This window comes from Citrobacter sp. BDA59-3 (genome assembly GCF_015167655.1).
Classification (GTDB): domain Bacteria; phylum Pseudomonadota; class Gammaproteobacteria; order Enterobacterales; family Enterobacteriaceae; genus Phytobacter; species Phytobacter diazotrophicus.
In genome coordinates, this window is the sequence record NZ_CP063427.1 from 3,529,248 (window position 1) to 3,554,567 (window position 25,320).

The following is a 25,320-nucleotide window of genomic DNA, read 5'->3' on the forward strand; positions in this document are numbered from 1 at the left end:
TAGTTTACCACTCTGCGTTCATTTTTAGATCTAATATGCCACCGAAGAAATATTCATCGCGCAAGACGTTAACGTGGAAGAAGGCTGCTTCATCACGCCAGTGCAGAATACGTTGCGAGAAATAGTTTGGTGTACCCTCATAGGACACGGCAGCCTGTATCTCATAGAGATTTGTTCCAAGCGTACATTCAAATTCCATATCAACATGAAAGCGATCTCCGGCTTTAAATTCACGCTCCCAGAACTGCGGTTGATCGAGCTGGTTGAAACGGACAACCATGTCTTGGTTTAACGTACCCCACGAATAAATCTTTACGCCTTCTTTATTGCGTATGCGGATACCGACATTGATATGATTAATATCTTTGTTCACTTTGCAATTAACCCGAATTTTGATTTTATCACCAGGATTAAATGCATTGCTGCGCTCACCAGCCGCTGTGAACAATTCAACACCTTCTACTTCCGCTTCACCTTCACCGAAAGATAATTTATCGGTACGTGACGGGGCAGTTTCCTCTACTATGGTATTCTCTGCACGAACGGCAGTCTCTGCAGGTGAGGTTTTATTTTCCTCTCGGGTAGCATCGGCATGCGCGGTTACATCCTCTGCTAACTGGGAGAAATATTTACTCTCTTCCTGATGCAGTAAACGACGATATTCAAGTAGTACCTCTGAAGACAGACCAGTACTGAGTTGAGTTCCTCGATCGAGCAAAATTGCCTTATTTGTCAAGGTACGCACAGATTCTTGATCGTGAGAAACAAACAGCAGAGTAACTCCATTGCTTGTTAACTTCTCAATTTGCTGGAAGCAGCGCTTCTGAAACAAAGCATCACCAACAGCAAGAGCTTCATCAACAATAAGAATGTCAGGTTCGAGCTGCACTTGAACCGCAAATGCCAAGCGCACCATCATCCCACTTGAGTAGGTTTTCACTGGCTGATCAAGATGTGCACCAATATCAGCAAATCCCGCAATGGCATCGAACTTAGCATCTATTTCAGAGCGCGATAATCCAAGAACAGCACCATTGAGATAAATATTTTCCCGACCCGTAAACTCTGGGTTAAAACCTGAACCTAATTCAAGCAGCGCAGCAATTCTTCCCTTTGTTTCAATACTACCAGTCGTCGGCGTTAGTGTGCCGGTTATTAACTGTAGCAAAGTACTTTTACCTGAACCATTACGTCCAATAATACCTGCTGATTCACCTTTTTTTATTGTAAAATTGATATTATTTAAGGCCCAAAACTCGTTGTAATAGCGATGGACTGGTCTTCCTGCTATGTACTGGAATTTAGGTAGAATAAATTGTTTCAGTCTATCCCGGGGGGAAGAGTAAATATTATAGCATTTGCTAATGTTACTTACGCTAATCGCAATGTTATCAGAGGACATCGGCAAAACCTTTCTTTGTTTTCTGGAAAAACGCAAACCCAGCGGCACAGACAATTAAACCAACAACCATATTAATAGCGAACATAGTCCAGTTTGGCTCACTCCCCCAATAAACAACTTTTCTTGCTTCCTCAATCATGAATGCTAAAGGGTTAAGCATGACGATTTGTTGGAAATCAGCAGGGAGTGCAGATAGCGGATAAAAAACAGGTGACAAGAACATTAAAATAGTCACTAAGATACCGATCGTTTGTGGCACATCGCGAATAAATACGCCAAGTGATGCCAAAATCCAGCTTAACCCAAGAATAGAAAGCATCAGCGGAATGGTTATAACAGGTAGTAAAAGAACTGTAAGATGTAGCTGTTGTTTGAAGACTAAAATAGCAATAAACAAAACAATTAAACTTATACAAGCATGAAATAATGCTGCAAGTAAATTAGCAACTGGTAAAATTTCAATCGGAAAGACAACTTTCTTCACAAAATTCACATTTGAAACAATTAGACTGGTTGATCTGTTTATACACTCAGAGAATAAGTTAAAAACAATCAAACCGGTAAATAGTATTATGGCAAAATCAGCATGACCTTCATTTGGAGCATTCCCCCAGCGCGATTTAAAAATAACAGAAAATACAAAAGTATAGACTGCCAGCATTAGTATCGGATTAAATAAAGACCATGCCAGACCAAGGAAAGAGCCCTTATAGCGCCCCATCACGTCTCTTTTTGACATTTGCCAGATCAACTCTCTCTTCTGGATAAGTATTTTAGAAATGTTTACTAATGTTCCAATCATTTTTTATATCGCTTTGTTGTACTTAGCAAGTGGCTATAAACACGTAATGTTTTATCAATGACTATTTCTTTACTAAATCTTTCTTTAACGATTTTTGCGGAACGCCGCCCAAATTCTTTCCTTATGTGACTATTTTCCAGCAGATACAAAAGCTTACTTGAAATTTCATCAGCACTATAATTTTGAATAACACAACCGTTAAAGTCGTCTATAATAATGGCCTTGCATCCGGCGACATTACCAACAATACAGCTGCGACCTATGGCGCAAGCTTCGATTATTATCCTCGGAACACCTTCTGAATACATCGTTGGCAACACAACAATATGACTGTTTTTTATTAACTCGTGAATATCATTCCTTCTTCCTAACCATACGATTTTCCCATCTTTTTCCCAGTCCAGAATTTGCTCCAATTCAATTCTGTCTGGATCACAATCATCAAGAATCCCGGCAACATATAATGTTATATTTTTAATGTTTTTATGTTTTAATTGTTCAACTGCTTCGACAGCAACCCCGAGTCCCTTTGACCATAGCAAACGGCTTGCGAATAAAATTGAAAAATGATGCTCATCGGGCTCTGGCTGATAGGAGAAGCGAAACCGATCAACGCCCGCACCTTCGATAATATGAACATTTTTTTTGTTAAAATTAATATATTTACTAAGCTCAACAAAATCAGCTTTATGTTCAAAAATAATATTCGCAGGGCTATTTGAGGCTAACAGATAGCGATAAACAGATACTACCGCTTGATAAATCAGATGATTTAACCAGCCATCTTGAACACTGAAAAGTCTACCTAATCCAACAAAACTGACAATAAATGGTATTCCAGCTAAACGAGCATATAAACCACCAAAAATAATAGGTTTTATTGTGATAAGGTGAATTATGTCAGGATTTATTTGCTTACAATACTTTCGGAATGAAATAAATACTGAAATATTTTTAAGGACGTTTTTAGAAAAACGATTTAGTTTAATATCCCAGCACTTTATGCCTTTATCTTCGAGGTTTTTCTTTACAGAGTCGTCAGAAAAGCAACTGATGAGATGAACTTCATAGCCTTTATTGATGGCTGCTTCCGATCTGTCCAACCAATGTAACTCAAAATACCAAGCGGCATTAACGAAATATACTATTCTCATACTGTTCCTCAACAGCCCAGAGAAAGATTACACACACAGCAACCCGCAACGACTGACGCATGGTATTTTCTATACATAACCACACAACGCATCTTTTTACGTAGTCTGGCACTGATTTTATTAATTTGCGATAATATATTCACTGCTATATGTATTTCCTCATTAGCAATTTTTAACATCCCATGGAAACAATGGTAATAATTCTCGCATCAGGTCCAAGAAATAAATTTTCATATAATCGAAATTTATATGACTAGCGACTATTAAGAATAATCATTATATTTAATTTTGTCTGAATGCCGCCCAATTTTTACAACCCATTGATAAATATAAAATTGTGGATATAAAAAGACTTTTCATAACTTTACTCAAGTTGAATAGATTATCGCAAAATAAAGAATCAAAGCCTGGCAGCGCCAAAAATGCGTCGAGAGAGTACCACACACCAGTGTTTGCATGCTGCGGAGTTTCGTAATCATTCTCCGGCCATGCTACCGCCCTTAGCTATCGCAACCAAAGCGCGTTATCCTTCCACATTATTGTGTCTACTTTCTCCTGACAATTAAATGATGACCAAAAGCATTTCGCAGCGACCAATGACCAGGCCTTGCGGCCAGAAGGTGTTTATCTTTACTCCTGCGAAAATTAGATGGAAGTATTACTTAGCTCATAAAACCACCAACATCCTGTGCAAAAAGAAACCAAACGATCACGTCACTAACTCGCAATTTCGTTGTTTCAAGGCGATTTTACTATCAGGACTATCTCATTTTTTGGTACTCGGTTCGCATATGCGTGCTGAACTATCACCCGCTTCGAGGTAGCAGTTAAACCAAATGAACACACCCAAGACTGATTGATGGTTAGAGGTTAACCTGCCGTAGCACCAGACAATCAGGTTAAATTTAATGCATTTCCTCATTACCATCGATATCCTTTTATTTCAATCAGTTAACGATAACACAATCAGGCATTGACATCCAGAATATATCACTCACTTATTATAACCCTGACACGTAAGAATAAAAATTAAAAAACATGGCGAACCAGTTTGCACATCAATGGCATTGGCAGAGGCCTGCACGGGCTTTAGCAAAAAGTGACAGAATGGTCCCCCCATCAGACTCATTTATCAGAGAAATCAACGATACGAGAGAATAACACATTGAAAATGTTTGACATTATCAAAGTCATTATAGTCGCCAAGCGCAGTTATATTACCCAGCAATAACCGCCTATTTTTCATCCAGCCGTAAACATGCATACACCGTCCGGAAATTCATCTGCTGTAAAGCAGATGAACCTTATAGCAAGCCAGTGTAAAATCGAGACTTATACACAGCGGGTACATACAACCCGGAGGATATATATGAAGTTTTTAGTCACTGGAGCTGCTGGATTTATCGGCTTTCATACAATCAAACGCCTTTTGGAGGCCGGGCACGCTGTAGTCGGAATTGATAATCTTAACGATTACTATGATGTTAATTTAAAGCAGACTCGTTTGAATTTACTACAATCACCGTTGTTCAGCTTTCGTAAAATCGACATTGCTCATCAACACCCCATGTCACAGCTGTTTGCCGAAGAGAAGTTCGACCGCGTTATCCATCTTGCCGCTCAGGCGGGCGTACGCTATTCACTTGAAAACCCATATGTTTACGCCGAAGCTAACCTGATAGGTCATCTGAACGTGCTGGAAGGCTGCCGCCACAATAAGGTTCAGCATTTGCTGTATGCCTCCTCCAGTTCTGTTTACGGCCTGAACCGCAAGATGCCTTTCTCTACGGAAGATTCGGTTGATCACCCGGTATCGCTTTACGCCGCAACTAAAAAAGCCAATGAGCTGATGTCGCATACCTATTCACATCTTTATGGTTTGCCGACCACGGGGCTGCGCTTCTTTACGGTTTATGGCCCGTGGGGACGCCCGGACATGGCGTTGTTTAAATTCACGAAAGCCATGCTCGAAGGCAAAAGCATTGATGTCTATAACTACGGCAAGATGAAACGCGACTTTACCTATGTGGATGATATTGTTGAAGCCATTATCCGCATGCAGGATGTAATTCCGCAGGCTGACCCGAACTGGACCGTTGAAAGTGGCTCCCCGGCCACCAGTTCAGCGCCTTATCATATCTACAACATCGGCAATAGCTCGCCGGTCGAGTTGATGGATTACATCACAGCGCTGGAAGAGGCGCTGGGTATTGAAGCGCAGAAGAATATGATGCCGATTCAGGCGGGAGATGTGCTGGAAACCAGCGCCGATACGCAGCCGTTGTATGACACCATCGGTTTTAAACCGCAGACATCGGTTAAAGAAGGCGTGAAGAAATTTGTCGAGTGGTACAAGTCGTATTACAAGGCGTAAAAAAACGGCCCTGACGGGCCGTTGTCATATCTGTGGTTAGTCGTTACCGAACAGATCGCGGGTATAGACTTTGGCTTCAACATCTGCCAGCTCCGGCGCCATGCGGTTTGAAATAATCACATCCGATTCTTTCTTGAACGCTTCCAGGTCGCGGACAACGCGAGAGTGGAAGAACTCGTCTTCCTGCATTACCGGTTCATAAATGATGACCTGTACACCCTTCGCCTTGATGCGTTTCATAATCCCCTGAATAGAGGATGCGCGGAAGTTATCCGAACCGCTCTTCATAATAAGACGGTAGACACCCACCACCTTGGGTTTACGGGAAAGAATGGAGTCAGCAATGAAGTCTTTGCGCGTGCGGTTCGCATCCACGATAGCCGCAATAATGTTATTCGGCACCGACTGATAGTTCGCCAGTAATTGCTTGGTATCTTTTGGCAGACAGTAGCCACCATAGCCAAATGACGGGTTGTTGTAGTGATTGCCAATACGCGGGTCAAGGCAAACCCCTTCAATGATCTGGCGCGTATTGAGCCCCAGCGCTTCGGCATAGCTGTCCAGCTCGTTGAAATAGGCCACGCGCATTGCCAGGTAGGTATTGGCGAACAGCTTGATGGCTTCGGCTTCGGTGGAGTCGGTGAACAGCGTTGGGATATCTTTCTTGATAGCCCCTTCCTGCAGCAGGCCCGCAAAACGCTCTGCGCGTGCGGAACGTTCGCCAATGACAATACGTGACGGATGCAGGTTGTCGTAAAGCGCCTTACCTTCACGCAAGAACTCCGGCGAGAAGATAACATTGTCGATGCCGAGCTCATCTTTGATGGACTGGGTGAACCCCACAGGGATGGTAGACTTGATAATCATCACCGCATCGGGGTTGATTTCGTGCACATCGCGGATGACCGACTCAACACTGGAGGTATTGAAGTAGTTGGTTTTCGGGTCGTAATCAGTCGGGGTGGCGATAATGACATAATCGGCGCCCCGATAGGCATCTTGCTTATCCGTGGTGGCGCGAAAATTCAGTTCTTTTGTCGCCAGATATTCTTCAATTTCTTTATCAACGATCGGCGATTTTTTCTGATTCAGCATATCGACTTTAGACTGCACGATATCCAGTGCGACCACTTCATGATGCTGCGCAATCAGAATACCATTCGATAAGCCAACATAGCCTGTTCCTGAGATTGTTATTTTCATTCGCTCTGCAACTTCTTCCGGTTAAACATTTGAGGGTGAACACGTCGCCTGCATAGATGGCGTATCGAGTCAGCATATCGTCAGTATATCTTGGTTTTCTACAACGGCGCCTATCAGACCTGACTGAAACCCGCCTTTAGAAAATAAAAAAGCCCGGAGGAGCGCTCCGGGCCTACATTTTGCTGTTGGCTATTTCAGATTAATCCAACCACTCGGTGTGGAACACACCCTCTTTATCAGTACGCTTATAAGTATGCGCGCCAAAATAATCACGCTGAGCCTGGATCAGGTTTGCTGGCAGTACGGCAGCACGGTAGCTATCGTAATAGGCAACCGCAGCAGCAAAGGTCGGGACCGGAATACCATTTTGCACCGCGTAGGCTACAACATCTCGGAGCGCCTGCTGATACTCATCAGCGATTTTCTTAAAATACGGAGCCAGCAACAGGTTAGCAATTGCCGGCGTTTCTGCGTATGCATCGGTAATTTTCTGCAGGAACTGAGCGCGGATGATGCAGCCTGCGCGGAAAATTTTCGCGATTTCGCCGTAGTTTAAATCCCAATTGTATTCATCAGACGCGGCACGCAACTGAGAGAAGCCCTGTGCATAAGAGACAATTTTACCGAGGTACAGTGCGCGACGGACTTTCTCGATAAACTGAACTTTGTCACCAGCAGGCTGTGCCTGTGGGCCACTCAGAACTTTAGACGCGGCAACGCGCTGCTCTTTCAGCGAAGAGATATAACGTGCGAATACGGATTCAGTGATCAGGGAAAGCGGTTCGCCGAGATCCAGGGAACTCTGGCTAGTCCATTTACCGGTGCCTTTGTTGGCCGCCTCGTCCAGGATCACATCGACCAGATAGTTACCGTCTTCATCTTTCTTGGTGAAGATGTCCTTGGTGATGTCGATCAGGTAGCTGCTCAGCTCACCTTTATTCCACTCGCTGAAAGTAGTAGCCAGTTCTTCGTTAGACAGATTCAGGCCGCCTTTGAGCAGTGAATAGGCTTCTGCAATTAACTGCATGTCGCCGTATTCGATACCGTTGTGAACCATTTTAACGTAATGGCCCGCACCGTCAGCACCGATATAGGTCACACAAGGCTCGCCATCTTCAGCAACGGCTGCAATTTTGGTCAGGATCGGCGCGACCAGTTCGTAAGCATCTTTTTGACCGCCAGGCATGATAGATGGGCCTTTTAGCGCGCCTTCTTCACCGCCTGAAACACCGGTACCAATAAAGTTAAAGCCCTCAGCAGAGAGTTCGCGGTTGCGACGAATGGTATCCTGGAAGAAGGTATTACCGCCATCAATGATGATGTCGCCTTTTTCCAGGTACGGTTTCAGGGAGTCAATAGCGGCATCTGTGCCAGCGCCCGCTTTCACCATCAACAGGATGCGACGGGGAGTTTCTAAGGATTCAACAAACTCTTTCACGGTGTAATACGGAACCAGTTTCTTGCCCGGGTTCTCGGCAATCACTTCTTCGGTCTTATCACGGGAGCGGTTGAAAACGGAAACGGTATAGCCACGGCTTTCGATGTTAAGCGCCAGGTTGCGCCCCATCACGGCCATACCAACAACGCCGATTTGTTGCTTAGACATTACTTACTCCTGTCAGGTGTGGTAACCCATCCGGCAACGAGTCAGACGGGCTTAAGTGGTTAGTATGTTACTTAATACCTGATTCCAATGCTATACGAAAACTCGGGAGGTGAGCGATTGTACTTCCCCCGCTCGATTGGAAAAGTGTTATCACTAAACAAGTGGCTTTACTTGGGGGAAAAGTAGAAAAAAGAAGAAATATGCGGGTTTGGGCTGGTAGCATAAAAAAGCGGGCAAATGGCACATAAAAGTTGCTGTATTTGTCCGCTTTAATCTCTCGACCCACACTTACCTCATGAAGTGCAGGTTTTACAATCACTGCGTCAAAAGTTTCTTGATACTTTCGCGGAATTTTTGACCTTCTTTGAGGTTACGCAGGCCGTAGTTGACGAACGCCTGCATGTAGCCCATTTTTTTACCGCAGTCGTAGCTCTCGCCGGTCATCAGCATGGCATCCACAGACTGCTTCTTCGCCAGTTCCGCGATAGCATCTGTTAACTGAATACGTCCCCAGGCGCCAGGTTCAGTACGCTCCAGCTCTGCCCAGATTTCAGAGGAAAGCACATAGCGGCCCACAGCCATCAGGTCTGAATCAAGCGTTTGCGGCTGATCCGGTTTTTCGATGAACTCAACGATACGGCTCACCTTACCTTCGCTATCCAGCGGCTCTTTGGTCTGAATCACAGAGTATTCAGACAAGTCGCCCTTCATGCGTTTTGCCAGCACCTGGCTACGGCCGGTTTCATTGAAACGGGCAACCATTGCCGCCAGGTTGTAACGCAGCGGGTCGGCAGAAGCAGAGTCCAGGATAATATCCGGCAGGACTACCACGAACGGATTGTCGCCAACGATTGGGCGCGCACAGAGAATGGAGTGCCCCAGGCCCAGCGGTTGCGCCTGACGGACGTTCATGATTGTCACGCCAGGAGGGCAAATAGACTGCACCTCAGCCAGAAGCTGACGTTTTACGCGCTGTTCAAGTAACGCTTCCAGCTCATAGGAGGTATCGAAGTGGTTTTCGACCGCGTTTTTGGAAGAGTGAGTTACCAGGACGATTTCTTTGATCCCTGCAGCAACAACTTCGTCGACAATGTATTGAATCATTGGCTTATCGACGATAGGTAGCATCTCTTTAGGAATAGCTTTGGTGGCGGGTAGCATATGCATCCCCAAACCTGCTACCGGAATAACTGCTTTCAAATTAATCATTATGCCTTCCACCTGTAAATGATTGATAAATTATAGACCTTCAACTTCTTTTCGCCAGCGTTCACGGGACGAGTTGCCGCGAAATATGTTACGCCGATTGTCGTATAATTGCTGTAGATGTAATCCTGGCAGTGAAATAAAGTCTCCAGGATTCATCGCAAAGTATGACAATCTCCTTACCGCTACGGCTTCGTCGGCAAACGGAAGTTGAGATTTTGTACATTCACAACCTGATGATCGATGCGATCGATATCGACGGAGCTCTGCCCTCTCTCATTCACAGCTTTAATATTTGCCAGTGACAGCAAGGTATCCTGCCGCGCCATAAAGCGCCCGCGCACATCCTTACGTAAATCGAAGTTAAGCTTGAGTGCCGGCCCCACAGAGGAATCTTGCATTACATTGATATTTCGCAGGAAAAGATGTTGTGGTTTGTTATGGAACTCCAGCGTTGCCCGCTGTAAGTTGAGGTTGGTAATGGCCACAAATGAGGTGGCGTTACCGGACGATATCTGGATACCGCGCAGCTTGTACTGGCTCTGTGCATTCTCCAGGTGAATATCGTTCAGTTTGAAATTTTGCGGAATGGACAAATAATCGCCTTTGATAACCCCGTAGCCGATGAGCATTCCGGCGCTGTTGACCATCGAGACGTTATCAATGACAAAATTGTCACAGCCATATATTGCCACCGTCGCGTTATCAATCCCGGCTTTTTTGCTGAAGTCCGGGGTAATATTTTCTGCCTTAATGTTACGAATAATAAAGTGTTTGCCGTTTTCAACGTGGACCAGTTGTCGGCAATTGCTGCCGGTGATGTTGGCAACAACAAAATTCTTCACCGCCTGGTCTTCCGGGTAGGTGTTATCGTAGGTACTGCCCGCCAGCCCAATACCAATGCCCCAGTTGATTTTGCCGTTCGTGCAGTCAATATGATCAATGACATGGTCAGAGATCAGGATATCGCGATCGTTAATGGCGACGTTCCACTCTATGGCGTCACCTTGTAAGTAGGTAAAGCGACTATTGGTGATCCGGGCGCCAATAATCTGATTATGAAAGCCCTGACGCAGAATGGCATAGTTGGCTTTGGTGATCGTAATGTTGTCGATGGTCAGATTGCGCATCACCTGCGGCTCTTTTCCACCGATGTAGATTTGCGCCACCGGGCCATAACCGCTCATATTCAAACCTTGAATGACACAATCTGAACCGCGGACATCAAGCGTCAGATTGTACAGACTCCCCCCCTTCTCACCGATGACCTTACAGCCATCCTGCAATACCAGACGTCCACGACCATTGCTTTTAATGCTCCCCCGCACCAGCAGCGTCTTCCCCGGCGGAATAAAGACCCCGGTATTGAGATTTTCACACACCAGGCCTTCCGGGATTTCAACCGTTTGTGCTTCACTAAAGGCCTGTTTCAATGCCGCAGGCCAGTCGGTTGTCTGATAGCGACGGATATCCACCGTTTCGGCGCGCGCAGTGGCAACCGGTAAAAAAGGCAGCGCCGCAAGAGCGGCGCCAGCAGTCAGGAAACTGCGTCGGTTAAACGCAAATCGATTCTTTTTTTCGAACTCAGACATAGGACCTCGATTCAGAGCGCCTGTAGCAGCGTGGCAAGTTGCTGATTGATACGTTGCTGGTTGAAGTCGGTTTCGATTTTTTGGCGGGCGCGGGCAATCACCGGCGTCAGATCCTGACGCTGCATGGCACTGAACTCGGCGAGCTTGTCCGCCAGCGTGCGGGCGTCATTTTCCGGCACCAGCCAGCCCGACTCCCCAGCGTTGATCAGTTCAGGAATGCCACTGTGCACCGTTGACACCACCGGAATACCTACGGCCATCGCCTCCATGAGGGCCACGGGAATCCCTTCCATATCGCCATCCACACCGGTGACCGACGGCAATAAAAAGAGATCGGCTTCATCCAGCATCGCTTTGACCTCATGACTGGGCTTAAAGCCCGGCATGTGGATCACATCATCCAGTTGGTATTGCTCAATCAGGGTGCGCAAGCGCCGCTCCCACGGGCCAATGCCCAAAATAGTCCAGGTAAAGGCCACGCCACGCTCTTTGAGTAAACGGCAGGCTTCAATACCTACATGCAGCCCCTTTTTCTCAGTCAGCCGCGCAACAGAGATCATCTGCAACGGCGTTCCGGGGGCTTTCACCGGGCGCAGGGTAAAACGGGCGATATCCACCCCCATGCGCGAGATGGCAATTTTTTCTTCCGGGCAGCCCATACTGCGTAACCTGTCCGCCCATAGTTCACTAATAGGTAACATCAGGTCGCCACGGCGAAAGAGCTGCTGATATTCCGGCGTATAGTGGCTGAGCACATCACGATGCGAAATATCAATGCCGTGGAAAACAGTGGCAATCTTGCCTTGTAACAGACCCAGTTCGCGCAGTTTCGCCGCCGTAACCCCTGCCGGGCCAAAATGGGCAATAAAGACATCGGCGCGAAAAACCTGCGGTGTCAGACCGCAGATGGCTGCCAGAATCAGATTTCGCGCTTCATCACCGTAGCGCGACATATTGAGCGCTTTCCAGGTGGCCGCGCGTCCTGCGCCGCGTAATATCGCCTGCCCACGATAGCGCAGTTTCGCCAGCTTGCCTTCCGGCTCATCCAGTAACCAGTGGGTTTTTTCCGCCAGACGGTACTCCGTCCAGGCGCTATGGGTATTTTGCAGATCGCCCTTATGCAGCGCGACGATCTCCACCTCATAACCCATGTTGATAAACGCCACAATCTGATTCAGAACAAAGGTTTCTGAGGCGAGCGGAAATTTCAGCAAGAAGAAGCTGACTTTCATTTCACCTCCCGAATGCGATCCAGCACCGATTTCACCATCAACGCGCCTTTCTCTCGTTCGGCCGCCACGGCGGTGGCCAGCCGTTGATTGAGCGCAGGCAGTTGCCCCAGGGTGTCCGCCGCCATCGCCGCCAGAGAACCATCCAGCAAGTGACGAATATCCACCGCCATCTCCGGCATACCGAGCTGTTGCATAATCCCGGCTGATTTGTGTTCGTAGTTAATGGCGATAGCTGGCGTACCGAAGTTCATCGAGATGATGGCGGAGTGCAGGCGTGTACCCACCGTCAGGTCACAGGCGGCGAGGATTTTGCCCATTTCGAGGTCGTTAAGTTCATCCATAACCACGTGGTAGCGGGACGGGTCGCTAATATGCTGACGCAGATTGAGCGCCACCATCCGGTCATCTTTGTTGTAACTGTCGATACCGGTACAGGTCGAGAGCGCGATCACCTGCCAGCCTGCATCCAGAATGCGGTTCACCACGTCGGCAAAGGCCTTTTCATAGGCTTGCTGGGTCGTACCAAGTCGCTTATCAAACGGCGCGAGTTCACGTAGCGTAATAGCGACAGTTTTTTGTTTTGCAGCCACATCCAGCCAGTGACGGATGGCGTAGCTGGGGATAAATGCCGCATCATCTTCCACCAGCCAGGCGGTATCAACGCCCTGTTCCACTTTCTCGGTCGTGATTTCACTCTGCTTCATTAAATTCAGACTGACGCTCTCACGCAGGATCAACGCGTCGCAATGACCAAAGACATAATTTGCCAGTTGATTAAACTGCGGATCCTGGAACGGCCCGACGCTGTGGCCAATCATATACAGCGGCTTTTTAGCCATAAACGTACAGAGGGCATGTTCGAACTGCGGAACGCCGTAAAGATCGACAAAAAAGGAGCCACCCACCTGGATAATCGCGTCATAACCTGCAAGCAGGCGGACGAAATCGGTAAAACCCTGGGCAATAGCGATGTTGCGCAACTTGCCGCTATCGGTCACCCGAGAAAGCAGTACCTGGTGCTGGTAGCGACGGCGCAGGACCTTTTTCACCCGCCCCATTAACCCGGCGGCAGTATTGTGTGCTTTCATCTGGCTGTAGAGTGGATCACCCATGACCGGGCGGTTCAACAGCCAGGAAGAACTCACCGGGTAGCGGCTCATTACGTCCACTTCCGCTTGTGGTTCGATGCGTGCAATCGCATCCAGCAACCCGCGCAAAATGGCGCTGTCGCCACGGTTGCCGCAGGTGTGATTGCCAAGAATTAATAATTTCATAATGACCTCTTAAAAAATTCCCCTCCCCCCCCCCCTCTCCGTTCGGGAAGAGAACCGGGGTGAGGAGGAAAATGAAAATCAACCGGCACGCAATAGCGTTTTCATCTTTTCGTTGCGGCAAAACTGGCGCTTCATCTCCACCACCAGCGCATTACGTGACAGCACAATCATCGCCGCGAACGTCAGCGCGCCCGCCATCACCTGAACGGCAAGCAATGCCGACACCGGCAGACGCCCGGCGAGTGACAGCCCCAGCCCATAACTCACCACCAGCGTCGGCAGCGACAGGTAGAAGGGCAGCCACAGACTCAGGATGTACTGGCGATAGCTGGATCCCAGAACAGGTTTGATCATCACGAAATAGCTCAGGACGGTGTTGATAATCTGCACCAGCAGAAAGCCCAGCGTGACGCCAATGGCCCCTGCCAGGTGGCCGCCGATAATGATGGCGGGAATAAATAAAAAGGTTTTGAAAACATTGAATTTAAAGCTGATATCCACGCGGGCTTTGGCCATTAACAACGACCCAATCGGATTGCCGACCGCACGCAGCAGCCCCACAATGCATAACAATTGCAGGACAGGAATGATGCTGCTCCACTTCTCGCCGAACACCAGCGGCACGAAGTTATTCGACACCACCAGCAGCCCAAGCAGGATCGGAAAGTTAATGATCCCCACTACCGACAACAGTTTGTAAAAATTAAGCCGCAGCTTTTCCGTGTCATCCTGAATTTTGGCGAAAGCCGGGAACAGGACGCGTGTAATGATGGGGTTGAGTTTCATTGGTGGAACGACGGCCACGTTATAGGCCAGGTTGTAACCGCCCGCGACGCTGGCACCAAGGATGCGCGCCAGTACCAGCGTAGAGAGGTTGGTGTTAAGGTAGTTAATGACGCTGTCCGCCGTAAGCCACGCGCCAAACTTGAGGTTAGAACTGACCGAACGCAGCGAAAAATGCAGACCAGGACGGTAAATCTTGCGGCCAAACCAGCCGAAGAGCAGCGTACGCACGGCGCTGTTAACCAGATAGCCGAGGATGGCGGTCATTGCCAGTGGCCAGAAAAAGGCGCTGACCACCGTAAAGGTAAAACCTGCCAGCACCGAGACGGTTTCTATGCTGCCGATCTTGTTAAATTCCAGTTCCTTTTGCATCAGCGCCCGGAACTGCTGACCATGCGGAATCAGCACAAAGGCCAGCGACAGAGTTTTTATCAGCGGCGCCAGATCCGGGTTATGCAGCAACCCGGCAATCAGATCGCTGAGTAAAAAGATAGCCACACAGACCACCAGCCCCAGCCCGACATTCAGCCAGTACAGGGTAGTGAGTTCGAGATGACTTATCTCCTTACGCTGGATGATGGAGTTGGCAATACCAAAATCCGATAGCGTATCGGCGAGCGCGATAATCACCAGCGAGACAGTGAGCAGGCCAAACTGGTGGTTATCGATAATGCGCGCCAGTACGGTCATCTGTACCAGCCCAAGCCCGATAATGGTCAACGTTGCCATGGCCGACCATTTCGCCCCGCTGATGGTTTTTTCACGTAAGCTCATGATTATTTTTCCTTTGAACATGGCCCATAAGGCGTTATTGGCGCAGGCAGTTTGAACACGGACAGCGCGGAAAAACCGGAACGTACACGAAGTACGTGAGGATTTTGAGCACTGCCCTGGTTCAAAATGGCCAGCAAAATAGCCTTATGGGACAAGTTCCTAATACGCCGCTTTATTCACAAACCCTTTAAAGATGGTCAGAAAAACGATTTTGATATCGAACCAAAGACTCCATTCACGGATGTACTCAAGGTCGAACTCAACGCGTTTTTCCATTTTTTCCAGCGTATCCGTCTCGCCGCGCCAGCCATTAATCTGCGCCCAGCCGGTAATACCCGGTTTCACTTTATGGCGCAGCATGTAGCCTTCAATGAGCTGACGGTACTGCTCGTTATGCGCCACCGCATGAGGGCGTGGACCGACGATAGACATCCCGCCCGTCAGCACATTGATAAACTGCGGTAGCTCATCCAGTGACGTCCGGCGCAGGAAGCTGCCAACTTTGGTCACGCGCGGATCGTTTTGCGTGGCCTGGGTTACGACCTTGTCGTTCTCCATAACTTTCATGGAGCGGAATTTCCACACTTTGATGGGCTTACCGTCCATACCGTAACGGGTCTGGCGGAAGATAACCGGGCCCGGGGAGGTCAATTTCACCGCCAGCGAGATCCCCAACAGCACCGGTGAGATCAGCATCAGGATGAGCGACGCCAGCACAATGTCTTCGAGGCGTTTGAGAATGCGGTTGACGCCCGAAAGCGGCGTGTCATACAGCGGCACCACCGGCACGCCATTCACCTCTTCAATCCGCGAATGCAGAATGTTGAAGGTGAAAACATCGGGTATCAGGATCACCGAGCAGGTGGTGTCTGCCAGTTGCCGCACCAGATGTTTGATGCACTGAGCGTCGTTCATTGACATGGCGATGTAGACGTTGTGGATTTTCCCGGCGCGAGCGTCGTCAAGCAGTTGGTCATAATTGCCCACCCAGTCACTGCTCACGCCACCCGGTTTCGCGTCGTGATAGACACCGACCACTTCAAAACCCAGCCAGGGTTCATTACGAAAACTCTCCAGCAGTTCCTGCCCGGCGGGAAGGTCGCCCGCCACCGCAACGCGACGGGTGTTATAGCCATGATTACGCAGCCAACCGGCGGCAAAACGGATCACGCCACGGCAGATAATCAGCCCTGAACTGCTGAGCAAATACCAGGCAAAATAGAGGGCAAAGGTATTGTTAAGTTCGCTGCGAAAAGCCACCAGACCGGCGCTAAAGACAAAACTGAGGGTCCAGTTTTGCAACAATAAAACCAGCTCGGTCATAAACCGCACACCACGCCATGAACGATAAAAATCGGTCATGCCGCCAATCATCTGGAACACCACGAGGGTAATGAGGGCCATCAGCAGATGCTGATAAAAGAATGGCAACGTATTGAACCTACAGACAATGTACAGCCCACCGAACATGATGGTGATGTCTGAGAATCGCTGCACGATTGAGATTAACGATGCATTCGTTTTGGCCCGGTCGCGCTTTTTTAGATTTGTCATCGTTGTACCTATTCATTTGTTTCCCCCCACCCCAGCCCTCTCCTCTCGCAGAAAAGGGTTAGAGTGAGGGGAAAACAGGGATTACTGTTTCAACAACGCCAGAATGTCCTGTGTTCGCGCCTCCATCAGCGCGGTGTCGCTGCGCGATTCCACGTTCAGACGCACAACCGGTTCGGTATTGGACGAGCGCAAATTAAAGCGCCAGTCCGGGAAGGACATGCTGATGCCATCGGTACGGTCAACGCTCAGCGCAGAACCGCTGAAATGTGCTTCGACGCGGGCGATTGCCGGCGCGGCCTGGTCCAGCTTTAAGTTGATCTCGCCGCTGGCCGGGAAAGCCGCCATGCGATCGCGTACCAGCGCTTCCAGCGTTTTGCCCTTGAGACACAGCAGCTCCGTCACCAAAAGCCATGGGATCATGCCGCTATCGCAATAGGCAAAATCACGGAAATAGTGATGCGCGCTCATCTCACCGCCGTAGATCGCATCCTCTTCACGCATCCGCTCTTTAATAAACGCATGCCCGGTTTTCGACATCACCGGCTTACCGCCTGCCGCCGTGACAACGTCCACCGTGTTCCAGGAAAGGCGCGGGTCGTGGATGATCTTCGCGCCGGGGTTTTTCTCCAGGAATGCCTGCGCCAGCAGACCGACGATGTAATAGCCCTCGATAAACTGGCCATTACCGTCAAAGAAGAAGCAGCGGTCAAAATCGCCGTCGAACGCGATACCTAAATCCGCATGATGTTCAATAACCGCGTTGCGGGTATCGTCACGGCATTCCGGCAGCAGTGGGTTCGGGATACCGTTCGGGAAGTTGCCATCGGGGGTGTTGTGCACCTTGATAAAGGTGACGGGAACATTGTTCGCCTTAAAGCGCTGTTCCAGAGCATCAATGACCGGCCCTGCCGCCCCGTTACCGGAATTGATCACCAGTTTTAACGGTTTGAAATTCGCCAGGTCGACATAGCTGAGCAGGTGATCAATATAGGCGTCACGCAGGTTGATTTGCCGATAGCTGCCGCGTTTTTGCGCATTCACCGGCGGGAAGTCATTCGCTTCTGCCAGGCGCTGAACATCGCGCAGCCCCGTATCACCGCTGATTGGACGGGCACCTTTACGGACCAGCTTCATGCCGTTGTAGTCCATCGGGTTATGGCTGGCCGTCACTTCAATCCCACCATCTACGCCCAGATGGAAGGTGGCAAAATAGATCTCTTCGGTGCCCGAAAGGCCGATATCCAGAACATCCACACCCGCGTCTTGTAGCCCTTTGGCCAGCGCCAGCTTTAATGTTTCGCTCGTTAAACGGACATCACCGCCCAGCACGATGGTTTGCGGTTTTAAATACTCGCCATAGGCCCGGCCAATCCGCCAGGCAATGTCTTCATTCAGCTCTTCACCCAGCTTGCCGCGAATATCGTAGGCTTTAAAACAGGTTAATTTTTCCATCATTACCTCGTTTTCAGGCAACAGTTAGCCCTCTCCGGTGTGGAGAAATAATCAAAAAGAATTCAATCGTTATATCTGTCCGACGTCGCGTTGCGGCAAATCAGCGGCTGCGCGAAAGGTGTCGGACAGCGTCAGATGCGCCCGTAGCGATCTTCAAACCGCACAATATCGTCCTCTTCAAGATATGAACCGGACCGTACTTCAATTAAATCGAGCGGTATTTTCCCCGGGTTCTCAAGACAGTGACGTGCGCCGAGCGGAATGTAGACCGACTCGTTCTCACCCAGCAGTTTGATCTCGTCATTAATGGTGACTTTCGCCGTACCGGCCACCACGACCCAGTGTTCAGCCCGATGATGATGCATCTGGACCGAAAGCCCTTCGCCAGGTTTCACGGTGATGCGCTTCACCTGGTAGCGATCGCCCGCATCAATGGAGTCATATTTCCCCCAGGGACGGTAGACTTCGCGGTGGATGTGGTGCTCGTGGCGGCCATCCGCTTTGATCTGCTCGACCACTTTCTTCACATCCTGCACATGGTTACGGTCCGCAATCAGCACGGCGTCCTTGGTCTGCACCACCACCAAATCTTTCACGCCGACGGTGGTGACCAGACCGGACTCCGCATAGACGAAGCTGTTCTCCGTGTCATGACTGATGACGTCGCCGTGATGGACGTTTCCCTCGGGCGTATGGGCGCTGATTTCCCACAACGAGGACCAGGAACCCACATCGCTCCAGCCGGCATCCATCGGTACCACCACCGCATCGGCGGTTTTTTCCATTACCGCGTAGTCGATAGACTCTTCCGGGCAGGCCAGGAACGCGGCTTCATCAACACGGATAAAGTCCAGGTCCGGGTCCGTTACATTCATTGCGCGTTCGCAGGCCTCGTAAATATCGGGACGATATTTTTTCAGCTCTTCCAGATAGCGCCCGGCGCTAAACAGGAACATGCCGCTGTTCCAGTAATATTCACCGCTCGCCACGTAACCCTGCGCCGTATCGAGGTTCGGTTTTTCCACAAACTGCGCCACGTCGAAGGCCAGACCTTCACCTTTACCTGGGGTCACTTCGCCACGACGGATGTAGCCATAACCGGTCTCCGGCAGGTCCGGTACGATGCCAAAGGTCACCAGTTTGCCGCTTTCGGCATAAGCCAGCGCCTGGCGCACCGACGTGCGGAACGCTTCTTCATCCTGAATCACATGATCCGCCGCCAGCACCAGCATCAGCGGGTCAGAAGTCGGGTTATGGCGTTTGATCGCCATTGCGGCCAGCGCAATCGCCGGTGCGGTGTTACGGCCCGCCGGTTCAAGAATGATGTTTTCCGTCAGCTTGTTGAGCTGGCGCAACTGCTCGGCAACGATAAAGCGGTGTTGTTCATTACAAATAACAACCGGACTTTCACACTCCACCCCGTCCAGACGGCAGACGGTGGTCTGCAGCATGGTCAAATCGCCTTTCAGGCAGAGAAATTGTTTTGGGTACAGGACACGGGACAGTGGCCACAGGCGGCTGCCGGAGCCTCCGGCCATCACTACCGGATACAGTTGTGTTTGACTCATGATTTATCCCCATTCCCTTCGTAATTCAGACGTTCGTCTTGCGCATGGGCGGCCTGCCCTGCACTGACCGCCGGATCGCGTCGGGAGATATCAGTCATAAACTGGGTTAACACGCTCTCTTTCTCGAGCGTGCGTTCGGCATATTCACGTGCCACCGCGTTGGTTTTGGGCATCAAGAGTGCCTGTTCGATGCCCGCCGTTAACGCCGGTACGGATTCAGGCTCTACGCACACGGCAATGCCCGGCGATGCCAGACACAGTTGGCCCAATTCGGTGGACGCCTCAGCGGTGATAACGGCATTGCCGCCCACGGCGAGGATATTGGTCAGTTTCGATGGCAGCACGGCATCCGCCGCGCCACGTTTTTGAATCACCAGATGGCAATCGGCCATCTTGAGCAGCGCAGGCAACGCCTCGTAAGACTGCAACGGAAAGAATTTCACGTTATCCAGCCCCTGTTGCAGGGCCTGTTTTTCCAGTCTGACTTTGCCGCCACCCTGACCCACAATCACAAACAACCACGGTTGCTCGCGAAGGTTAGCCGCCGCCGCAATCACATTTTCCAGCCCCTGCTTTTCACCAATGTTGCCGGAGTAAAGAATGATTTTTTTATCTTCCGGCAATCCCAGCGCTTGTCTCAGTTGGGCAACGTCCTGCGCGTCAACATCGCGAAAGCGGGCCACTTCTGACCAGTTCGGGAAGAAGATTATCCGCCCTGGCTCCACCCCTTTTTCCCGTGCTTTGTTCATCATTGAGCGGGAGATGGTGGACACATTGTCGACATTGTGCAGGCCGCTGCGCTCAAACGCGGCGGCCAGTTTCGCCACTTTGCCGGTTTTGCCTTTCCCGGCCATCCCTAAACCAAGCATGGCGTCAACTTCATAATCCTGGATGTGCAGCAACGTGCGCGCACCGGTGAGTTTTGCCAGCAGGCGCATACCCGGTGTGCAAAACAGTGTCGGTACCACGCCGATGATGCGATCCGGCTTCCAGCCTCGCTGTGCCATCAGCGGGAAAAAGCTGCTCACGGCGAAACTGGTCAGATGAATCAGGCGTTTCAATGTCGAAGGCTGTTTCGGCACATACAGAGGACAGCGCCAGACGGTCGCGGCACCGCTTTCCCGGCGATAACGCCAGGCGGAATACGCCTTACCCACTTGCCATTCCGGGTAGTAAGGCGGTGCGGTAATGACACGCACGTCATGCCCCTGCCGGGCCATCCATTCAACCATCTCGCCGGTGTATTTACCGATACCGGTTAACTCCGGCGCATAGTTGATGCCGTAAACAAGAATTTTCATAAGCCCGGTACTCCCCGCGCTTCCCTGAAGTAGGCGCGGCTATTGTCATGTACCAGCGGGTCAGCAATCAGCACATCGGGCGTCAGCCAGCGATAGTCATCGTGCTGTTCTGTCGGCAGGGCCAGCGTGGAGGCATCGACCCGTAAGCGAAAGCCGAGCACGATGTAGTGGGTAGAAAAATCGCTGCCGGAGAAGTTGTCGTCATAAAAGTGCTGCCAGACGCCATAAAACTCTCCTGCCGACATCGGCAGGAGTACGCCCAGTTCAGCCAGCGTCAAACGTTCAAACGCGCTCGCCAGAGATTCATCTTTTTGCACCCGTCCACCCGGCACAAACCAGTAACCCTGCGCCGGACGATTCGTACGCTTGCCGAGCAAAAACTCGCCGCTTTCGTTCTCCACGATAAGATCGATGGAGATAAGCGGAGTCGAACGCACGACCGTGGCAAAATCTTCCGGACGTAAAAACATGCTTACCCCCTGAACCGTTGCTGATTTTCGAGGAACCACTGGTAGGTGCTTGCCAGCCCCTGCTCCAGCGAGATCTCGTGATACCAGCCAAGCGCGTGCAGACGGGACACATCCAGCAATTTGCGTGGCGTACCATCCGGCTTGGTGGCATCAAAGACCACCCGGCCTTTGTAGCCCACCACCTGGGCGAGCGTTTGCGCCAGCTCACGGATCGTGCAGTCCACACCGGTGCCGACATTAATGTGCGACAGCATCGGTTCGGTATTCTCCTGCCACACTTCCCGGTCCAGCTCCATCACATGAATACTGGCCGCCGCCATGTCGTCCACATGAAGGAACTCACGCATCGGCGTACCGCTGCCCCATACCACCACGTCAGGCGCGTTGCTGAGCGTGGCTTCATGGAAGCGACGAAGCAACGCCGGGATCACGTGGGAGTTGCTTGGGTGGAAGTTGTCATTCGGCCCGTACAGGTTGGTCGGCATCACCGAACGATAATCGCGGTTGTACTGGCGGTTGTAGGACTCGCACAGTTTGATACCGGCAATTTTGGCAATCGCATACGGTTCGTTCGTCGCCTCCAGCGTCCCCTGCAACAGTTCACTTTCAGCCATCGGCTGGTGCGCAAGCTTCGGGTAAATACAGGATGAACCGAGGAACAACAGCTTGTTCACGTCATGCGAATGCGCGGCGTGAATGATGTTGCACTCCATCATCATGTTCTCGTAGATAAAATCTGCCGGGTAGGTGTTATTGGCGACAATTCCACCCACTTTCGCCGCCGCCAGATAGACCTGGTCGATACGTTCGCTGGCAAAGAACGCCTGCACCTGTGCGGAATCCAGCAGGTTCAGTTCGTCACGGCTACGCAGCACCAGCTCCACGTCTTCGCGCTGTGACAGCAGTCTTACAATGGCCGATCCGACCATGCCGCGGTGACCCGCGACAAAGATACGTTGTTTCGTCATTCTCAGGACTCCAGCGCGATGGCAACCTCGTAACCGTGAGCTTTTAACAGCGAATGTTTTTTCGCCGCTTCAAGATCTTTGGCTACCATCTCAGAGACCATCTCCTGCAGCGTGGTTTCCGGTTTCCAGCCCAGTTTTTCGTGTGCTTTGGTCGGGTCGCCGAGCAGGGTTTCCACTTCCGCCGGACGGAAGTAACGCGGATCAACGGCAACAATCACATCACCCGGTTTCACGCCAGGAGCGTCATGGCCGGTGACGGAGACCACAATCCCCTTCTCTTCCACGCCTTTGCCTTCAAAGCGCAGTTTGATACCCAGTTGCGCCGCCGCCATTTCCACAAACTGACGCACGGAATACTGCACGCCGGTGGCGATAACGAAGTCTTCCGGATGGTCCTGTTGCAGCATCATCCACTGCATTTTCACGTAATCTTTCGCATGACCCCAGTCACGCAGGGAGTCCATGTTGCCAAGATACAGGCAAGATTCGAGGCCCTGGGCGATGTTGGCAATCGCGCGGGTAATTTTGCGGGTGACGAAAGTCTCACCACGGCGCGGAGACTCATGGTTAAACAGAATGCCGTTGCACGCGTACATGCCATAGGATTCGCGGTAGTTAACGGTGATCCAGTAGGCGTACAGTTTTGCCACCGCATACGGAGAGCGTGGGTAGAACGGCGTGGTCTCTTTCTGCGGGATCTCCTGGACCAGGCCATACAGCTCAGAGGTAGAGGCCTGGTAGAAGCGTGTTTTCTTTTCAAGGCCCAGGAAGCGAATGGCTTCCAGCAGACGCAATGTCCCCATCGCATCCACATCTGCGGTATATTCCGGTGATTCAAAGGAGACCGCTACGTGGCTCATCGCCCCAAGGTTATAGACCTCATCCGGCTGCACTTCCTGCAGAATACGGGTCAGGTTAGAGGTATCCGTCAGATCACCGTAGTGAAGGTGGAATTTCGGGTTACTGGTGTGCGGATCCTGATAAATATGGTCCACACGCTCAGTGTTGAATGAAGAGGCACGACGCTTAATGCCATGAACTTCATAACCCTTTTCCAGAAGCAGTTCTGCCAGATAAGAGCCATCTTGCCCGGTAACGCCGGTGATGAGAGCGACTTTAGACATATTTTATTCCTCTATTACTTATCAGAAGTTATTCAGTTTTTACGCGTTCGCGCGTTACCACTGCGGGGTTGCCACGGCAAACTGCATTTGCCGGAAGCGTCTTAAAAACACTGCTGCGCGCACCGACAACCGTTCCGTCACCAATACGCACGCCGGGAGCAACAAAGACATCCGTTGCCAGCCAGCATTTATCGCCAATCACGATGGGCGACGCGGTAATATCAAAATGCGCGCTCATAAAATCATGACTGCCGGTACACAAATAACATTTCTGCGAAATCACAGAATTAGCGCCAATTGAGATATCGCCCAGGGTATATAACACAGCGTCATCGCCAACCCAGCTATAATCACCCAGCGTTAATTTCCATGGATACGTTATTTTCACCGACGGACGAATCACTACGTTTTTTCCGATTTTTGCACCGAATAAACGCAACAGAAAGGCACGCCAGCGATACATAATTTGTGGCGACCAGGCAAATAATGTCGACTGCACCGCCCACCACAATTGAACCTTAATAGCATTCCCGCCCCGAAAGCCTTTCGGCACGGAGAATCCTTGTAAGTCTTGCATCGTGTTTCCTTATACGTGTCCCCGTTATTCTTCAAACCGCCGGTGCGTTAACTGCATGCGTTCATCCGAACCACTTACGCACGTAAGTTCATCGGAATTCTCTGACTTTCCGTCTTCCCGCGATTCAAATTATCCAGGGCATTCACATTATGCTTTGTTATATAAGGCTTTCGCTTTGCCAGTCGTACGCAGGCGCAACAGGTACGACAATTCCGCCCAGAAGCCCGGTACGTGTAATATTTTTCGTTGGACGTTGCGAGCATCCCGACATAATTCAAGGTTATTCGACGTAGAGACGCCCCCCATTGAAAATTCGGATACCAGACCGTGCAGGCGTTTAAAGCGAAAGCCTGCCTTAAACATTCTGGCTGCCAGCGCGTAATCGGAAGAGACTTTATATTGTAAATCGTAGGGGTAGGTTTTCAGGCCACTCATCGGGAAGAATATGGCCTGATGGCTGGCGGGTAGACTATGGTAAATATACCAACCACGTTTCGCGCTACGGCGTATTTTTGTGCCATCGCCGAAATCTAATAATGCATCACCAATATACATGGCATTGTCACGTTTTTCTGCCAACTGGCGGATAACATCGACGCTTTCCGGATGCAGAATATCACCTGAATTGAGGAACAGCGCGAAGCGACCATTGGCCATGCTGATGCCTTTATTCATCGCATCATAGATGCCATTATCTTTCTCGCTGACGTAACGTAAGTGGTACTGGCCGTTAAGGTTTTTCAGAAACTCTGCGGTACCGTCAGCAGAGCCGCCATCCACAACAATCCACTCAAATGCGATATCCTGCGCCTGTGCCAGATGGGCCAGCGATTCCCAGGTTTTCATTACGCCTTCATAATTACGAAACGCAACGGTAATAACGCTTAGTAACATGTGACCCACC

General features: G+C 50.2%; 20 protein-coding genes. 1 reads left to right on the plus strand and 19 read right to left on the minus strand.

The features are described 5' to 3' along the window. Positions 1 to 4: 4 nt before the first annotated feature. Genes IP582_RS16790 through IP582_RS16800 form a run of 3 tightly spaced genes read right to left on the minus strand, consistent with a single transcriptional unit; the run spans position 5 to position 3,358 of the window. Positions 5 to 1,402, minus strand: coding sequence for an ABC transporter ATP-binding protein (locus IP582_RS16790; protein WP_193793875.1), 1,398 nt, complete (start codon positions 1,400 to 1,402; stop codon positions 5 to 7). Beyond that, a complete protein-coding gene (locus tag IP582_RS16795; RefSeq protein ID WP_193793876.1) occupies positions 1,392 to 2,204 on the minus strand; it encodes an ABC transporter permease in 813 nt (270 codons plus the stop codon). The genes IP582_RS16790 and IP582_RS16795 overlap by 11 nt, the downstream gene beginning before the upstream one ends. Next, positions 2,201 to 3,358, minus strand: a complete 1,158-nt coding sequence (locus tag IP582_RS16800) for a glycosyltransferase family 4 protein (RefSeq protein ID WP_193793877.1) — start codon at positions 3,356 to 3,358, stop codon at positions 2,201 to 2,203. The genes IP582_RS16795 and IP582_RS16800 overlap by 4 nt, the downstream gene beginning before the upstream one ends. 1,369 nt (positions 3,359 to 4,727) lie before the next feature. Here IP582_RS16800 and IP582_RS16805 point away from each other — a divergent pair. Next, a complete protein-coding gene (locus IP582_RS16805; RefSeq protein WP_193793878.1) occupies positions 4,728 to 5,732 on the plus strand; it encodes an NAD-dependent epimerase in 1,005 nt (334 codons plus the stop codon). A gap of 36 nt (positions 5,733 to 5,768) precedes the next feature. On the opposite strand, the gene ugd is transcribed toward IP582_RS16805, so the two are convergent. The 16 genes from ugd to wcaE all read right to left on the minus strand — a co-directional run bounded on the left by ugd (position 5,769) and on the right by wcaE (position 25,310). After that, on the minus strand, positions 5,769 to 6,935 hold the full coding sequence (ugd, locus tag IP582_RS16810) for a UDP-glucose 6-dehydrogenase (RefSeq protein ID WP_193793879.1): 1,167 nt from the start codon (positions 6,933 to 6,935) through the stop codon (positions 5,769 to 5,771). A gap of 199 nt (positions 6,936 to 7,134) precedes the next feature. Continuing rightward, a complete protein-coding gene (gndA, locus tag IP582_RS16815) occupies positions 7,135 to 8,541 on the minus strand; it encodes an NADP-dependent phosphogluconate dehydrogenase (protein ID WP_107223908.1) in 1,407 nt (468 codons plus the stop codon). 315 nt (positions 8,542 to 8,856) lie between these two features. Beyond that, positions 8,857 to 9,750 carry a GalU regulator GalF gene (galF, locus tag IP582_RS16820; protein WP_041851958.1) on the minus strand — a complete coding sequence of 298 codons (894 nt, stop codon included), beginning with the start codon at positions 9,748 to 9,750 and terminating at the stop codon, positions 8,857 to 8,859. Between the two features lie 182 nt (positions 9,751 to 9,932). Beyond that, the gene (gene wcaM / locus IP582_RS16825; RefSeq protein WP_193793880.1) at positions 9,933 to 11,339 is read right to left on the minus strand and encodes a colanic acid biosynthesis protein WcaM; all 1,407 of its coding nucleotides are present in this window, start codon (positions 11,337 to 11,339) and stop codon (positions 9,933 to 9,935) included. An 11-nt stretch (positions 11,340 to 11,350) separates the two neighbouring features. Further along, positions 11,351 to 12,571 carry a colanic acid biosynthesis glycosyltransferase WcaL gene (gene wcaL / locus IP582_RS16830; protein WP_071195749.1) on the minus strand — a complete coding sequence of 407 codons (1,221 nt, stop codon included), beginning with the start codon at positions 12,569 to 12,571 and terminating at the stop codon, positions 11,351 to 11,353. Then, positions 12,568 to 13,845: a colanic acid biosynthesis pyruvyl transferase WcaK gene (gene wcaK, locus IP582_RS16835; RefSeq protein ID WP_193793881.1), complete on the minus strand. Its 1,278-nt coding sequence runs from the start codon at positions 13,843 to 13,845 to the stop codon at positions 12,568 to 12,570. Before wcaK ends, wcaL begins: the two co-directional genes overlap by 4 nt. Before the next feature lie 78 nt (positions 13,846 to 13,923). After that, positions 13,924 to 15,402 carry a colanic acid undecaprenyl disphosphate flippase WzxC gene (wzxC, locus tag IP582_RS16840; RefSeq protein ID WP_193793882.1) on the minus strand — a complete coding sequence of 493 codons (1,479 nt, stop codon included), beginning with the start codon at positions 15,400 to 15,402 and terminating at the stop codon, positions 13,924 to 13,926. A gap of 159 nt (positions 15,403 to 15,561) precedes the next feature. Beyond that, complete coding sequence (gene wcaJ / locus IP582_RS16845) at positions 15,562 to 16,956, minus strand: undecaprenyl-phosphate glucose phosphotransferase (protein ID WP_108700977.1); 1,395 nt, start codon at positions 16,954 to 16,956, stop codon at positions 15,562 to 15,564. An 81-nt stretch (positions 16,957 to 17,037) separates the two neighbouring features. Further along, a complete protein-coding gene (gene cpsG / locus IP582_RS16850; RefSeq protein WP_041852051.1) occupies positions 17,038 to 18,408 on the minus strand; it encodes a colanic acid biosynthesis phosphomannomutase CpsG in 1,371 nt (456 codons plus the stop codon). Positions 18,409 to 18,539: 131 nt separating this feature from the next. Next, entirely contained in the window at positions 18,540 to 19,976 is a 1,437-nt protein-coding gene (cpsB, locus tag IP582_RS16855) for a mannose-1-phosphate guanyltransferase (RefSeq protein WP_041851963.1), read from the minus strand. Next, on the minus strand, positions 19,973 to 21,277 hold the full coding sequence (gene wcaI / locus IP582_RS16860; protein ID WP_193793883.1) for a colanic acid biosynthesis fucosyltransferase WcaI: 1,305 nt from the start codon (positions 21,275 to 21,277) through the stop codon (positions 19,973 to 19,975). The genes cpsB and wcaI overlap by 4 nt, the downstream gene beginning before the upstream one ends. Next, positions 21,274 to 21,747: a GDP-mannose mannosyl hydrolase gene (locus IP582_RS16865; protein WP_193793884.1), complete on the minus strand. Its 474-nt coding sequence runs from the start codon at positions 21,745 to 21,747 to the stop codon at positions 21,274 to 21,276. Before IP582_RS16865 ends, wcaI begins: the two co-directional genes overlap by 4 nt. 2 nt (positions 21,748 to 21,749) lie before the next feature. Continuing rightward, positions 21,750 to 22,715: a GDP-L-fucose synthase gene (locus IP582_RS16870; RefSeq protein ID WP_041851966.1), complete on the minus strand. Its 966-nt coding sequence runs from the start codon at positions 22,713 to 22,715 to the stop codon at positions 21,750 to 21,752. Between the two features lie 2 nt (positions 22,716 to 22,717). Continuing rightward, positions 22,718 to 23,839, minus strand: a complete 1,122-nt coding sequence (gmd, locus tag IP582_RS16875; protein WP_041851967.1) for a GDP-mannose 4,6-dehydratase — start codon at positions 23,837 to 23,839, stop codon at positions 22,718 to 22,720. A gap of 28 nt (positions 23,840 to 23,867) precedes the next feature. Continuing rightward, positions 23,868 to 24,416, minus strand: coding sequence for a colanic acid biosynthesis acetyltransferase WcaF (wcaF, locus tag IP582_RS16880; protein WP_079496321.1), 549 nt, complete (start codon positions 24,414 to 24,416; stop codon positions 23,868 to 23,870). Positions 24,417 to 24,563: 147 nt separating this feature from the next. Then, positions 24,564 to 25,310: a colanic acid biosynthesis glycosyltransferase WcaE gene (wcaE, locus tag IP582_RS16885; protein WP_041851969.1), complete on the minus strand. Its 747-nt coding sequence runs from the start codon at positions 25,308 to 25,310 to the stop codon at positions 24,564 to 24,566. Positions 25,311 to 25,320: the final 10 nt, after the last annotated feature.

What these genes read in the sequence shown, in the direction of transcription:
- cpsG (WP_041852051.1), bottom strand. Translation starts at nt 18,408, where the DNA reads ATGGAAAAATTAACCTGTTTTAAAGCCTACGATATTCGCGGCAAGCTG.
- wcaE (WP_041851969.1), bottom strand. Translation starts at nt 25,310, where the DNA reads ATGTTACTAAGCGTTATTACCGTTGCGTTTCGTAATTATGAAGGCGTA.
- wcaL (WP_071195749.1), bottom strand. Translation starts at nt 12,571, where the DNA reads ATGAAAGTCAGCTTCTTCTTGCTGAAATTTCCGCTCGCCTCAGAAACC.
- IP582_RS16870 (WP_041851966.1), bottom strand. Translation starts at nt 22,715, where the DNA reads ATGACGAAACAACGTATCTTTGTCGCGGGTCACCGCGGCATGGTCGGA.
- IP582_RS16790 (WP_193793875.1), bottom strand. Translation starts at nt 1,402, where the DNA reads ATGTCCTCTGATAACATTGCGATTAGCGTAAGTAACATTAGCAAATGC.
- wcaI (WP_193793883.1), bottom strand. Translation starts at nt 21,277, where the DNA reads ATGAAAATTCTTGTTTACGGCATCAACTATGCGCCGGAGTTAACCGGT.
- IP582_RS16800 (WP_193793877.1), bottom strand. Translation starts at nt 3,358, where the DNA reads ATGAGAATAGTATATTTCGTTAATGCCGCTTGGTATTTTGAGTTACAT.
- gndA (WP_107223908.1), bottom strand. Translation starts at nt 8,541, where the DNA reads ATGTCTAAGCAACAAATCGGCGTTGTTGGTATGGCCGTGATGGGGCGC.
- wcaK (WP_193793881.1), bottom strand. Translation starts at nt 13,845, where the DNA reads ATGAAATTATTAATTCTTGGCAATCACACCTGCGGCAACCGTGGCGAC.
- wcaM (WP_193793880.1), bottom strand. Translation starts at nt 11,339, where the DNA reads ATGTCTGAGTTCGAAAAAAAGAATCGATTTGCGTTTAACCGACGCAGT.
- IP582_RS16795 (WP_193793876.1), bottom strand. Translation starts at nt 2,204, where the DNA reads ATGATTGGAACATTAGTAAACATTTCTAAAATACTTATCCAGAAGAGA.
- cpsB (WP_041851963.1), bottom strand. Translation starts at nt 19,976, where the DNA reads ATGAGTCAAACACAACTGTATCCGGTAGTGATGGCCGGAGGCTCCGGC.
- wzxC (WP_193793882.1), bottom strand. Translation starts at nt 15,402, where the DNA reads ATGAGCTTACGTGAAAAAACCATCAGCGGGGCGAAATGGTCGGCCATG.
- galF (WP_041851958.1), bottom strand. Translation starts at nt 9,750, where the DNA reads ATGATTAATTTGAAAGCAGTTATTCCGGTAGCAGGTTTGGGGATGCAT.
- IP582_RS16805 (WP_193793878.1), top strand. Translation starts at nt 4,728, where the DNA reads ATGAAGTTTTTAGTCACTGGAGCTGCTGGATTTATCGGCTTTCATACA.
- IP582_RS16865 (WP_193793884.1), bottom strand. Translation starts at nt 21,747, where the DNA reads ATGTTTTTACGTCCGGAAGATTTTGCCACGGTCGTGCGTTCGACTCCG.
- ugd (WP_193793879.1), bottom strand. Translation starts at nt 6,935, where the DNA reads ATGAAAATAACAATCTCAGGAACAGGCTATGTTGGCTTATCGAATGGT.
- gmd (WP_041851967.1), bottom strand. Translation starts at nt 23,839, where the DNA reads ATGTCTAAAGTCGCTCTCATCACCGGCGTTACCGGGCAAGATGGCTCT.
- wcaJ (WP_108700977.1), bottom strand. Translation starts at nt 16,956, where the DNA reads ATGACAAATCTAAAAAAGCGCGACCGGGCCAAAACGAATGCATCGTTA.
- wcaF (WP_079496321.1), bottom strand. Translation starts at nt 24,416, where the DNA reads ATGCAAGACTTACAAGGATTCTCCGTGCCGAAAGGCTTTCGGGGCGGG.